Raw genomic sequence first — 13395 nt, forward strand, 5'->3', positions numbered from 1 at the left:
ATGATGGACAGGATCTGGGGACAGGCATGCGCCGAGCTGGAGCAGGCCGTGGGGCCGAACAATTTCAACCACTGGATCAAGCCGCTCCGCCTGGCCGCCATCGATGACGGGGCCGCGCGCTTCGTCAGCCCCACGCGGTTCATCTCGGACTGGGTGGGACGGCATTTCACCAAGGACATCCTGTCGATCCTGAACCGCAACGGCGCCGCGGTCGAGCGGCTGCGATTCGACGTGGGTACTGCCGCCCGCCCGGCCGCACCGGCAGCCGCCACCGCCACGGAGACCCCCGCCGCGCGCGCCCCCCGCGCCGATCTGGGCGCGCCGCTGGACAACCGCTTCACCTTCGGGAACTTCATCGTCGGCAAGCCGAACGAGCTGGCCCATGCCGCTGCCCGCCGCGTGGCCGAGGGCGGTCCCGTGGGCTTCAACCCGCTGTTCCTCTATGGCGGCGTGGGCCTGGGCAAGACGCACCTGATGCACGCCATCGCGCATGACTATCAGGCGCGCCACCCCTCGGCGCAGGTGCTGTACCTGTCGGCCGAGCAGTTCATGTACCGCTTCGTGCAGGCGCTGCGCGAAAGCTCGATCATGGATTTCAAGAGCATGTTCCGGAACGTGAACATGCTGATGGTCGACGACGTGCAGTTCATCGCCGGCAAGGACAGCACCCAGGAGGAGTTCTTCCACACCTTCAACGCGCTGGTCGATCAGGGCAAGCAGATCGTCATCTCCGCCGACCGCGCCCCCGCCGAGATCAAGGGCCTGGAGGAGCGCATCAAGTCGCGCCTGTCCTGTGGGCTGATCGTGGACCTGCACCCGACCACCTACGAGCTGCGCCTCGGCATCCTGCAGTCCAAGACGCAGGCCTTCCGCGCCCAGCAGCCCGACCTGGAGATCGGCGCGGGCGTGCTGGAGTTCCTGGCGCATCGCATCACCACCAACGTCCGCGTGCTGGAAGGCGCGCTGCAGCGCCTGTTCGCGCATGCGAGCCTCTTGCGCCGCGAGATCACGCTGGAGGTGGCCCAGGAATGCCTGGCCGACATCCTGCGGACCAACGACCGCAAGATCAACATCGACGACATCCAGCGCAAGGTGGCCGAGCATTACAACATCCGCCTGGCCGACATGATGGGCCCCAAGCGCGCCCGCAACGTCGCCCGGCCGCGCCAGATCGCCATGTATCTGTCCAAGCAGCTGACCAGCCGGTCCCTGCCCGAGATCGGCCGCCGCTTCGGCGGGCGCGACCACACCACGATCATGCACGGCGTGCGCAAGATCGAGGAGCTTCTGGTCGAGGACAGCGCCATGGTCGAGGACATCGCCGTGCTGAAGCGGATGCTGGAGGCCTGATCCACGAAAATCTTGTGACTGCCTGCGCGGGCGGCTATGCATCAGGTCCGGCACGGGCCGGGAAGGTCACGGGACAGGGGAAACAGATGAAATTCTCGATCGAGCGCGCCGTTCTGGTCAAGGCCGTGTCGCAGGCCCAATCGGTCGTGGAACGCCGCAACACCATCCCGATCCTGGCCAACGTGCTGATCGAGGCCACGCCGGACGGGGTAAGCTTCCGCGCCACCGACCTGGACACCGAGGTCGTGGACCGCGCCATGGCCCAGGTCGAACGCCCCGGCGCGACCACCGTCAGCGCCGTGATGCTGAACGAGATCGCGCGCAAGCTGCCCGACGGCGCGCTGGTCCAGCTGGCCAGCGACGACGCGTCGGGGCGGCTGTCGGTGCAGGCCGGGCGGTCGTCCTTCAGCCTGGCCACCCTTCCGCGCGACGATTTTCCGGTCATGGCCAACAGCGAATACAGCGCGAACTTCAAGGCGCCCGCCGCCGTTCTGCGCCGCCTGTTCGACAAGTCGAAATTCGCGATCTCGACCGAGGAGACGCGGTATTACCTGAACGGCGTCTACATGCATGTGGCGCAGTCCGAGGACGGCCCGGTGCTGCGCTGCGTGGCGACCGACGGGCACCGCCTGGCGCGCATCGACGCGCCGCTGCCGGTCCATGCGGACGCGATGCCCGGCGTGATCGTGCCGCGCAAGACCGTCGGAGAGCTGCGCAAGCTGTTGGACGACGACGAGGCCGAGATCGCCGTGTCCGTCAGCGAGACCAAGGTGCGCTTCGCCACGCCCACGATCACGCTGACCTCCAAGGTCATCGACGGGACCTTCCCCGATTACAGCCGGGTGATCCCGCAGGGCAACCGCCGCAAGCTGGAGGTGGACGCCGCCGATTTCGCCCGCGCCGTGGACCGCGTCGCCACCGTCAGCAGCGAACGCTCGCGCGCGGTCAAGCTGTCGCTGGACGGCGACCGGCTGGTCCTGTCGGTCAACGCCCCCGATGCGGGCGCCGCCGAGGAGGAGCTGATCGTCGCCTATGCCGACGAGCCGCTGGAGATCGGCTTCAACGCGAAATACCTGCAGGAGATCGCGGGCCAGGTCGATCGCGACAATGCGGTGTTCCTGTTCAACGGCTCGGGCGACGCGGCCCTGATCCGCGAGGGCAGCGATGTCAGCGCCGTCTATGTCGTCATGCCGATGCGCGTGTGACGCTGACGGCGCTGCGGCTGGCCCAGTTCCGGTCCTGGCCGCGGCTGGAGCTGTCGCTGGACGCCCGGCCCCTGGCCATCCACGGATCGAACGGGTCCGGCAAGACCAACATCCTGGAGGCCCTATCCATGCTGGCACCGGGCCGCGGCCTGCGCAGCGCGGCGGCGGTCGATCAGGCGCGTCAGGGCCCCGATGCGGGCTGGCGCATCCGCGCGGATCTGGCCGACCGGGCGGTCGAGACCGCGGCCCCACCCGGCCAGACGCGTCACGTCCTGCTGGATGACAAGCCGGTCCCCCAGACCGCGCTGGCGCGGATGCTGCGGGTCATCTGGCTGGTGCCGGCGATGGACCGGCTGTGGTCGGACGCGCCCGAGGGGCGGCGGCGGTTTCTGGACCGCGTGACCCTGTCGCTGTGCCCCGACCATGCGGACCTGTCGCTGAGCTATGACAAGGCGCTGCGCGAGCGCAACCGCCTGCTGCGCGACCAGATCGGCGATCCGGGCTGGTATCGCGCGCTGGAGGCGCAGATGGCCGAGGCGGGCGCGGCGGTGACGCGCAACCGGCTGGCGGCGCTGACCGCGATCATGGCCGCGCAGGACGACGGCGCGGATTTTCCCGCGGCCCGGCTGGCACTGCTGCCGCAGGACGGGCATGCCGATGACGCGGACGCGGCCGGCATCGCCGAACGGCTGGCCTCCATGCGGGGCCGCGACCTGGCCGCGGGGCGCACGCTGAGCGGGCCGCACCGCGCCGATCTGGGCGCCAGCTGGGGACCGCAGGACATGCCCGCGGCGCTGTCCTCGACCGGAGAGCAGAAGGCGCTGCTGCTGTCGCTGATCCTGGCCAATGCGCGCGCGCTGTCCGACCAGCCGGTCCTGCTGCTGCTGGACGAGGTCGCGGCGCATCTGGACGCCGACCGGCGCGCCGCCCTCTACGACCGCGTGGCGGGCCTGCCCGCGCAGAGCGTGCTGACCGGCACCGGGCCGGAGCTGTTCGCCGCCTTCGGGTCCCGCGCCCGCCATCTGTCCGTCACCAAGACCCACGGCGCATCCGCCGCAAGCGAGGATCCATGACCCTGACCGCCCATGCCCTGTGGCTCTATTGCGCCGCGATGGTCGCCGTCTGGCTGACGCCCGGCCCGGTCTGGGTCGCGATCATGGCGCGCGGCCTGTCGGGGGGCTGGGCCGGGGTCTGGCCGCTGGCGATCGGCGTGGCCATCGGCGACACGCTGTGGCCGCTGATCGCGATCTTCGGGCTGACGCTGCTGGTCGGCGATCAGGCCGCCCTGCTGGAGGGCCTGCGCTGGATCGCGGTGGTGGTCTTCGTGGTGATGGGGGTGTCGCTGCTGCGCCATGCCGGGCGGCCGGTGGAGCGCGACGGGCGGCTGGCGGTGCGCGGCGGATGGGCGGCCTTCGGCGCGGGGCTGCTGGCCATCGCCGGGAACCCCAAGGCCGCGCTGTTCTATGTCGGCGTGCTGCCCGGCTTCTTCGACATGGGCCGCCTGAGCGGCGCGGACATCGCGGTCATCGCGGCCCTGTCCGGCGGCATCCCCTTCCTGCTGAACCTGGGGATGGGGGCGGCGCTGTCGGGGCTGCGCCAGCGGATCGGCACGCCCGCGGGGCTGAGGCGGATGAACATCACCTCGGGCTGGCTGCTGATCGGGGTGGGGGTCGCGCTGGCCGCCGCGAAGCTGGCCGCGGGGCACTGAACGGGGCGCGGATAAATCCCGCCGAAGGACGCGAAAAACCCTGTCAAAGCCGTGACTTTGCCTGCGCCAGCGCCTATACCGGGGCATGACGAACAGGAAGCCCGACGCATGACCGAGACAGCCCCCCAACCCGCCTTGTACGACGCCGATTCCATCAAGGTTCTCAAGGGCCTGGACGCCGTGCGCAAGCGGCCCGGCATGTATATCGGCGACACCGACGACGGGTCGGGCCTGCACCACATGGTCTATGAGGTCGTGGACAACGGCATCGACGAGGTCCTGGCGGGCCATGCCGACTTCGTGCAGGTGAAGATCCACGCCGACAGCAGCGTCAGCGTGCGCGACAACGGCCGCGGCATCCCCGTCGACATGCATGCCGGAGAGGGCGTCAGCGCGGCCGAGGTCATCATGACCCAGCTGCATGCGGGCGGAAAGTTCGACCAGAACAGCTACAAGGTGTCGGGCGGTCTGCACGGCGTGGGCGTGTCGGTCGTGAACGCCCTGTCGGACTGGCTGGAGCTGCGCATCTGGCGCAATGGCAAGGAGCATTACGTCCGCTTCGAGCGCGGCGACACGGTCGAGCCGCTGGTCGTGGTGGGCGATGCGCCCGGCGAGAGCGGGACCGAGGTGCGCTTCATGGCTTCGGCCAAGACCACCCATGCCGACGGGACGTTCAGCAACCTGGAATACAGCTTCAAGACGCTGGAGAACCGCCTGCGCGAGCTGGCCTTCCTGAACAGCGGCGTGCGCATCATCCTGGAGGATGAGCGCCATGCCGAGGTGCAGCGCACCGAGCTGTTCTACGAGGGCGGCGTGCGGGAGTTCGTGAAGTATCTGGACCGCTCCAAGACCGCCGTCATGCCGCAGCCGATCTTCATCACCGGAGAGCGCGGCGGCATCGGCGTCGAGGTCGCGATGTGGTGGAACGACAGCTATCACGAGACCGTCCTGCCCTTCACCAACAACATCCCGCAGCGGGACGGCGGCACGCACATGGCCGGTTTCCGCGGCGCCCTGACCCGCGTGATCGGGAAATACGCCCAGGACAGCGGCATCGCCAAGAAGGAGAAGGTCGACTTCACCGGCGACGACGCGCGCGAGGGGCTGACCTGCGTGCTGTCCGTGAAGGTGCCCGATCCCAAATTCTCCAGCCAGACCAAGGACAAGCTGGTCTCCTCCGAGGTCCGCCCGGCGGTCGAGGGGCTGGTCGGCGAGAAGCTGGCCGAGTGGTTCGAGGAGAACCCGGCCGAGGCACGCCAGATCGTCGGCAAGATCATCGAGGCGGCCCTGGCCCGCGAGGCGGCGCGCAAGGCGCGCGAGCTGACGCGGCGCAAGACGGCGATGGACGTGGCCTCGCTGCCCGGCAAGCTGGCCGACTGCCAGGAGAAGGACCCGGCGCTGAGCGAGCTGTTCATCGTCGAGGGCGACAGCGCCGGCGGATCGGCCAAGCAGGGCCGCTCGCGCCAGAACCAGGCCGTGCTGCCCCTGCGCGGCAAGATCCTGAACGTCGAGCGCGCGCGCTTTGATCGAATGCTGTCCAGCGACCAGATCGGCACGCTGATCACCGCGCTCGGCACCGGGATCGGGCGCGACGAGTTCAGCCTGAAGAAGCTGCGCTACCACAAGATCGTCATCATGACGGATGCCGACGTGGACGGCGCGCATATCCGCACGCTGCTCCTGACCTTCTTCTTCCGGCAGATGCCGGAGCTGATCGAGGGCGGGCATCTCTATATCGCGCAGCCGCCGCTCTACAAGGTCGGGCGCGGCCGGTCCGAGGTCTATCTGAAGAACGAGGCCGCGCTGGAGGAGTATCTGGTCCAGCAGGGCGTGGACGGCGCGACGCTGCGCCTGGCCTCGGGCGAGGAGATCACCGGCAACGACCTGACCCGCGTGGTCGAGGAGGCCCGCCAGGCGCGTCGCCTGCTGCGCGCCTACCCGACGCATTACCCGCCCCACATCACCGAACAGGCGGCCATCGCCGGGGCGCTGGTGCCGGGACGGATCGACCAGGACGCGCAGGGCACCGCCGATGCCGTCGCCGCCCGCCTGGACCTGATCGCCGAGGAATACGAGCGCGGCTGGCAGGGGCGCCCGACCCAGGACGCGGGCATCCGACTGTCGCGCATCCTGCGCGGCGTCGAGGAGAACCGCAGCCTGGACGGTCAGATGCTGCGCAGCGGCGAGAGCCGTCGCCTGGCCGAAATGACCCAGGCCCTGCAGGACGTCTATGACCGCCCCGCGCGCCTGATCCGCAAGGACCGCGACCAGCCGATCTTCGGTCCTCTGGGCCTTTTGCAGGCGGTGTTCCTGGAGGGCGAGAAGGGCCTGTCGCTGCAGCGCTACAAGGGTCTGGGAGAGATGAACCCCGAGCAGCTGTGGGAGACCACGCTGGACCCGGTCGCGCGCACCATGCTCCAGGTGCGAATCGAGGACGTGGCCGAGGCCGAGGACCTGTTCACCAAGCTGATGGGCGACGTGGTCGAGCCGCGCCGCGAATTCATCCAGCAGAACGCGCTGAACGTGGAGAATCTGGACACCTGACGCGGCCTTGTTGCGCAAAGGCCACTGTCCGCCCCCCGACGGTCCGCGCCGGGGGGGCGTTCACGCGCGTTTCAATTGATCTTGTGCGGATTTTCTGCGCTTGCTGACAGTAATGTTATCCGCGTTGACGGGTGCCGCGCCGCGGTTCCCACGAGTTTCAGGAGTTCCCCCATGCGTATCTCGGTCTTCCTTTCCGTCTGTTCCTCGGCCCTGGCCCTCGGTGCCGGTGCGGCGCTTGCCGGCGGCGTGATCGCCCCCATCGTCGAGGCCGCCCCGATCGAGGTCGTCTCGGCCCCCGTGGCCGGCGCGTGGGCCGGCACCTATGCGGGCGGCTCGCTCGGCTACATCACGGGCACCGATGACGAGGTCGGCCTGGCGCTGATCGAGGGCGGCGTGCAGACCGACCGTGCGACCGATCTGGGCGATGCCGGCATCTCGGGCGTCACCGCGGGCGCGCATATCGGCTATCGCTGGCAGCGCGACCGTTGGGTCTTCGGCCCCGAGCTGGGCGTCGAGTTCGGCAGCGTGGACGAATCGGTCGACTTTACCGTCGGCGGCGTCGATGCGGGCATCGACAGCGAGTTGAACAACATCGTCACGCTGGTCATGAAGACCGGCTACGAGGTTGCCCCGGCCACGCTGGTCTACGGCACCTTCGGCGTCGCGCGCGGCGACTTCGACTACACCCTGCGCTCGGGCGACGACTCGCTGACCGAAGGCTTCAGCGCCACCGGCGTCGCGGCCGGTCTGGGCGTCGAGCGCATGATCAACCCGCGCACCTCGGTCTTTGCCGAGTACCAGTATCGCGACTTCGGCAACGAGACCGTGGACTTCGATGCCGGCGGCGGCGATATTCTGTCGACCCGCGCCAGCATGTCGATGAGCAGCATCAAGATCGGCGCGAACTTCAAGTTCTGATCCTCCGCGCATGACGGATCACGGGGCCGGTGCCGCAGCACCGGCCCCTTTCCATGCGGTCACGCCCTGCGGCGCATGCCGACCGGCACGGCCAGGGCGCGCGCCCCGCAGGCGATCGCAAGCCCCTGCGGCACCAGCCGCGTCAGCGCCGGGTCGGTGATCTCCAACCCGCCGGTATAGGCCCCGAAGGCCGGCAGGATCACGTGATCGCGTCCGACCAGGAAACAGCGCCGCCGCTGACCCGCCAGCCGCAGGCAGGGGTGGAAATGGCCCGACACGTCCGGCCCCTGCCCCGCCTCGTGGCGCAGCATCAGCCCGTCGCGCAGGTCGGCCAAGCTCTCGCCCGGCAGGCGCGGGCAGACGGCGGAGGGGTCGTGATTACCGCCGACCCAGATCCAGCGCCGCCCCTGCGCCATGCCGCGCAGCCGGTCGCAGATGTCGTCGGGCAGCGCACGTCCCGCCGCGTCGTCGTCGAACCCGTCGCCCAAGCTGACCACGACGACCGGGTCGGTCGCCGCGATCTCGGCCTCCAGCCGGTCAAGCGTCGCCTGTGTCTCATAGGGGGGCAGCAGGGCGCCGCCGCGCCGCGCCATGCGTTCGGATTTGCCCAGATGCAGGTCGGCCACGATCAGCCAGCGCCGCGCGGGCCAGAACAGCGCGCCCGAGGCCCGCGCCTGCAGCGCCTGACCGTCGAAGTCGAAAGGGTGGAACGTCACGAAAGCCCTGCCTCTGCCATCAATGCGGCCGCCTCCGCCTCTGCCATGCGCTCGCGGCCCTGTCCCGCGATGGGCACGCGGCCCAGTTCCAGCATCAGCGGCGCGGCCAGCGGCGACACGCGCTCCAGCATGCGATGGTCCAGGCGGTCGGTGCGGTCCAGCATTTCCTCGATCCGGCCGAAATCCACAAGCCCCCGGCTGGCCTCGGCCGCGGTGATGCGCAGCATCAGGTGGTCCGGGTCGTACTTGCGCAGCGTGTCATAGAGGATGTCGCTGGAGAAGGTCGCCTGCCGCCCCGACTTGCGCGCACCCGGCAGGTTGCGCTGGATCAGCCCCGCGATGGTCGCCACGTTGCGAAAGCTGCGCTTCATCACCGCATTGCTGGCCAGCCAGTCGCCCAGACCCTCGCGCAGACCGTCGCGGTCCAGCAGCGGCGCGGGGTCGGTCACCGGGTCCAGCGACCAGATCAGCAGCGCGTAATCGGTGGCCAGGAACCCCAGGGGGGCCAGTCCCGCCTCCTCCATCAGCCGGGTCATCAGCAGGCCCAAGGTCTGCAGCGCATTGCGCCCGGCAAAGCCGTAGACCGACAGATGCCAGCGCCCCTGATGGGGGAACGCCTCGGTCAGCAGGGTGCCGGGCTGCGGCAGCGCGCTGACCCGCGCCTGCAGCGCCAGCCAGTCGCGCGTGTCGTCAGGCAGGCCCGCATGCGCCGCCGGATCGCCGATCAGCGCCAGAACCCGGTGCGACAGCTGCGTCGATGTGGCCAGCTTCATGCCGGAAAACGTGGCGATGCGCGGCTCCTTGGAGGGCTGCTTCGTGACCTCGACCACCATCTCGCGCAGCGTGTCATAGCGCACCGTCTGCCCGCCGATCAGGAAGGTGTCGCCCGGTGCCAGGGTCGCCGCGAACCCTTCCTCGACCTCGCCCAAGGGCGCGCCGCCGCGTCCGCGAAAGCGGACCTTCAGCATCTCGGCCTCGACGATGGTGCCGATGTTCATGCGCAGGTTTCGCGCCGCCCGCGGGTCGCGCAGACGCCACAGCCCGTCGCGCTCCATCAGCCGCTGCCAGCGGTCATAAGCCCGCAGTGCATAGCCACCCGTGGCCGCGAACTCCAGGCAGGCGTCGAAATCGGCGCGGGTGAGGTCGCGATAGGGCCCGGCGGTGCGGACCTCCGCGAACAGCGCATCGGCGTCGAAGGGCCCCGCGCAGGCGGTCAGCAGGATATGCTGGCACAGCACGTCCAGCGGCCCCGGCCCCCGGTCGTCGCCATCCAGATCGCGCTCGCGCACGGCCTGCAGGGCGGCCACGCATTCGATGACCTCGAACCGGTTGGCAGGCACGATCCGCGCCCGCGACGGCGCGTTGTAGCGGTGGTTCGCCCGCCCGATCCGCTGGACCAACCGCTTGACGTTGCGCGGCGCGCCGACCTGGATCACCAGATCGACCGCGCCCCAGTCGATGCCCAAATCTAGGGACCCGGTCGCCACCACGGCGCGCAATTCGCCCGCGGCCATCGCAGCCTCGGTCCGGGCGCGGGCCTCGCGCGACAGACTGCCGTGATGCAGGCCGATGGGCAGGTTCGCGTCATTGGCGGCCCAGAGCGCCTGAAAGAACAGCTCGGCCTGGGCGCGGGTGTTGATGAAGATGATCGTGGTGGTGGCCTGCGCGACCGCCTCCAGCACGTCGGGCACCGCGTAATGCCCGCCCGCGCCCGCCCAGGGCGGGGCCTTGGCGGTGGGCAGCATGGCGATGTCGGGATCGGGGCCGGGGTCGGCGTGGATCACGGTTGCGCCGCCCATGAAGCGGGCCAGCCGCGACGGATCCTCCACCGTGGCCGACAGGCCCGTGACCTGCAGGTCGGGCGCCAGCGCGCGCAGCCGCGACAGGGCCAGCATCAGCTGATCGCCGCGCTTGTTCTCGGCCAGGGCATGCAGCTCGTCCAGCACCACCCGGCGCAGGCCCCCGAAGATCGCGGGCGCTTGTTCATAGGACAGCATCAGCGCCAGCGATTCCGGCGTGGTCAGCAGGATGTCGGGCGGGTCCATGCGCTGGCGGGCGCGCTGGCTGGCGCGGGTATCGCCGGTGCGATCCTCGATGCGGATGTCCAGGCCCAGATCGGCGACCGGGCGCGACAGGTTGCGCGCGATATCCGCCGTCAGAGCCTTCAAGGGCGAGACATAGAGCGTGTGCATCCCCCGATGCGGCGCGGTCAGATCGACCAGCGACGGCAGGAACCCCGCCAGCGTCTTGCCGCCCCCGGTCGGCGCGATCAGCAGGCTGTCCTCCCTGGCCTCCAGCAGGGTCAGCTGATGCGGATGCGGCTGCCAGCCCTGCCGGGCGAACCAGTCCTGGAACGCGGGGGGCAGCGTCACGGGATCATGTCCTTCAGCGTCTGCAACCGGTCGGCCTCGGCGGCGGGCTTGTCCCATCGGATGCGGCTGATGCGGGGAAAGCGCATGGCGACCCCGGATTTGTGGCGCGGAGAGGCGTTCAGCCCCTCGAACGCGACCTCCAGCACCAGCTTGGGCGCAACGGAGCGCACGGGGCCAAAGCGTTCGGTGGTGTTGTTCCGAACGAAACGGTCCAATTCGCGCAGCTCCTCATCGGTAAAGCCGAAATAGGCCTTGCCGACGGGCACCAGCGCCTCCCCGTCCCACAGGCCGAAGGTGAAATCGCTATAGAAGCCCGACCGCTTGCCATGCCCGCGCTGCGCATAGAGCATCACCGCATCCACGACCATCGGGTCGCGCTTCCACTTGAACCAAGGCCCGCGCGGGCGGCCGCCGACGTAAGAACTGTCGCGGCGCTTGATCATCACGCCTTCGATGACGATGCTTGGCGGGTCGGCGCGCAGGGCCGCCAGATCGTCCCAGGTCTGGAAGGGCAGCAATGGCGACAGGTCGATCCGGTCGCTGCCGAAATCGGCGCCCTCCAGCACCGCGCGCCGCTCCTGATGCGGCAGGTCGCGCAGGTCGCGCCCCTGCCAGATCATCGCGTCATAGACCCTGAGGCCCGCCGGATGGCTGTCCAGCATCGCGCGCCCCACGACCTTGCGGCCCAAACGCTTCTGCAGATCGCCGAAGGGCGCCACGTCGGCGCCCCGCCGCACCAGCAACTCGCCATCCAGCGTGCCGTCGAAGTTCAGCGCCTCCAACAGGTCGGGAAAGGCCGCGCCCACATCCTCTCCGGTCCGGGAATAGAGGCGCCGGGTGCCGCCGTCGTTGATCGCCTGAACGCGAATGCCGTCCCATTTCCATTCAGCGATGTAATCGGCGGGATCGAAGGCGCGCAGCTGATCCAGATCGACCGGCGTGGACAGCATCACCGGGCGGAAGGGCGCGCGGGCCGCGTGTTCAGGGCGCGCACCCCCCGCAATCCAGTCGAAGAGCGGCTGATAGGGGGGCGTCAGGCCGTGCCAGATCTCCTCGATGTCCTTGACCTCGGGCGGGCCCATCTCGGCCAGGGCCATGCGCGCCATGCGGGCCGAGAGGCCCACTCGCATGTTGCCGGTGGCGAGCTTCAGGAAGGCCAGCCGCTGCGAAGGGCCAAGCCGGTCCAGCATCGCGGTGATCGCCGCCGGCAGGCCCGCGCGGCCCGTGTCGCGCAGGAGCGCCACCGCATCCCGCAGGGGCACGTCCTGATCCTGGTCGGTGTCCCACAGCAGCGCGATGGTCTCGGCCAGATCGCCCACATAATCATAGGACATCGCGAACAGCTGTTCATCCACCCGCCCCGCCATCAGCCCGCGCAACAGGCCCGGGGTCACCGCCCTGAGCTTCAGATCGCCGGTCAGCGCGGCCAGCGCATAGCCGCGGTCGGGGTCGGGCGTGGCCTCCAGGTAATGGCGCAGCAGGCGCAGCTTGGCGTTGCGCGCGGCGGTGAAGGCCAGCCGTTCCAGAAGATGCGCGAAGGCCTTCATTCCGGCTCGTCCTCGTATCCGATCAGGCGCAGGGGGCGGGAGGCGATGCCCTGCATCTCGCACCAGCGCATCAGCCCATCCTCGGTCCCGTGGGTGATCCAGACCTCCTGCGGGGCCAGCTCCAGGATGGTCTGTGTGACCTGCGGCCAGTCGACATGGTCGCTGATGACCAGGGGCAGCTCCACCCCCCGCTGCCGCGCCCGCGCCCGCACCGTCATCCAGCCCGAGGCAAAGCCGATCACCGGGTCGCGGAACCGCTGGACCCAAGCACTGGCAAAGGCGGATGGCGGCGCGATGACCAGCTGGGCATCGACCTGCTTGGCGGTGGCCGGGACCAGCGGGCCCAGGTCGATCCCTTGTTCCACGTGAAAATCGCACAGTCGCTGCAGCGCGCCATGGATGGCGATGGGGCCGTCGATCCCCGCTTGGCGCGCCAGCGCGATGACCCGCTGCGCCTTGCCCAGGGCATAGGCGCCGATCAGGTGCTGGCGTTCGGGAAACTCGGCCATGCTGGCGATCAGCTTGGTCATCTCGGTCAGCGGGTCGGGGTGGCGAAAGACCGGCAGGCCGAAGGTCGCCTCGGTCACGAAGATGTCGCAGGGCACCGGCTCATAGGGCGCGCAGACCGGGTTCGGGGCGCGGCAGTAATCGCCCGAGACGACGATCTTGGGGCCGCGGTCGGGCATCACCGCGATCTGGGCCGAGCCCAGGATATGGCCCGCGGGGTGAAAGCTGACCTGCACGTCGCCGATGCGGATGACCCCGTCGGCCACCTGCCGGGTGCCGGTGAAGTCCTCGCCATAGCGGATCGCCATGATGTCCAGCGTCTGCTGGGTCGCCATGACGGCCCTGTGACCCGCGCGGGCGTGGTCGCCATGGCCATGCGTGATCAGCGCGCGCGGCACCGGACGGACCGGGTCGATGTGGAAGTCGCCGGGCGGGCAATAGAGCCCGGCCTCGGTCGGGTGCAGGATCTGGTCGGGACGCATGGCACCATCATCGCAGGGGTTCGCCCCGCCTCAACGCCGCCCATCG

The 13395-nt window shown here is 69.6% G+C and carries 10 protein-coding genes; 6 read left to right on the top strand and 4 right to left on the bottom strand.

What is annotated here, in order from left to right; genetic code table 11:
• The 6 genes from dnaA (at position 1) to AACG61_RS00030 (ending at position 7725) form a co-directional block, all read left to right on the top strand.
• Positions 1-1350 (top strand): chromosomal replication initiator protein DnaA, encoded by a 1350-nt coding sequence (gene dnaA, locus AACG61_RS00005; RefSeq protein ID WP_411837977.1) that lies wholly within the window; start codon positions 1-3, stop codon positions 1348-1350.
• An 86-nt stretch (positions 1351-1436) separates the two neighbouring features.
• Entirely contained in the window at positions 1437-2555 is a 1119-nt protein-coding gene (gene dnaN, locus AACG61_RS00010) for a DNA polymerase III subunit beta (RefSeq protein WP_411837978.1), read from the top strand.
• A complete protein-coding gene (gene recF / locus AACG61_RS00015) occupies positions 2552-3628 on the top strand; it encodes a DNA replication/repair protein RecF (protein ID WP_411837979.1) in 1077 nt (358 codons plus the stop codon). Before dnaN ends, recF begins: the two co-directional genes overlap by 4 nt.
• On the top strand, positions 3625-4263 hold the full coding sequence (locus AACG61_RS00020) for a LysE family translocator (protein ID WP_411837980.1): 639 nt from the start codon (positions 3625-3627) through the stop codon (positions 4261-4263). Before recF ends, AACG61_RS00020 begins: the two co-directional genes overlap by 4 nt.
• Before the next feature lie 108 nt (positions 4264-4371).
• Entirely contained in the window at positions 4372-6807 is a 2436-nt protein-coding gene (gene gyrB, locus AACG61_RS00025) for a DNA topoisomerase (ATP-hydrolyzing) subunit B (RefSeq protein WP_411837981.1), read from the top strand.
• A 171-nt stretch (positions 6808-6978) separates the two neighbouring features.
• On the top strand, positions 6979-7725 hold the full coding sequence (locus AACG61_RS00030; protein ID WP_411837982.1) for an outer membrane protein: 747 nt from the start codon (positions 6979-6981) through the stop codon (positions 7723-7725).
• Positions 7726-7784: 59 nt separating this feature from the next.
• Here AACG61_RS00030 and pdeM read toward each other — a convergent pair whose 3' ends face one another.
• The 4 genes from pdeM to AACG61_RS00050 are packed head-to-tail and all read right to left on the bottom strand — an operon-like array spanning position 7785 to position 13349.
• Positions 7785-8441, bottom strand: coding sequence for a ligase-associated DNA damage response endonuclease PdeM (pdeM, locus tag AACG61_RS00035; RefSeq protein WP_411837983.1), 657 nt, complete (start codon positions 8439-8441; stop codon positions 7785-7787).
• Positions 8438-10813, bottom strand: a complete 2376-nt coding sequence (locus AACG61_RS00040) for a ligase-associated DNA damage response DEXH box helicase (RefSeq protein WP_411837984.1) — start codon at positions 10811-10813, stop codon at positions 8438-8440. Before AACG61_RS00040 ends, pdeM begins: the two co-directional genes overlap by 4 nt.
• Positions 10810-12360, bottom strand: a complete 1551-nt coding sequence (locus tag AACG61_RS00045) for a cisplatin damage response ATP-dependent DNA ligase (RefSeq protein ID WP_411837985.1) — start codon at positions 12358-12360, stop codon at positions 10810-10812. The genes AACG61_RS00040 and AACG61_RS00045 overlap by 4 nt, the downstream gene beginning before the upstream one ends.
• A complete protein-coding gene (locus AACG61_RS00050) occupies positions 12357-13349 on the bottom strand; it encodes a ligase-associated DNA damage response exonuclease (RefSeq protein WP_411837986.1) in 993 nt (330 codons plus the stop codon). The genes AACG61_RS00045 and AACG61_RS00050 overlap by 4 nt, the downstream gene beginning before the upstream one ends.
• Positions 13350-13395: the final 46 nt, after the last annotated feature.

Origin of the sequence: Paracoccus sp. ME4, from assembly GCF_046736325.1 — a bacterium.
Classification (GTDB): Bacteria; Pseudomonadota; Alphaproteobacteria; order Rhodobacterales; family Rhodobacteraceae; genus Paracoccus.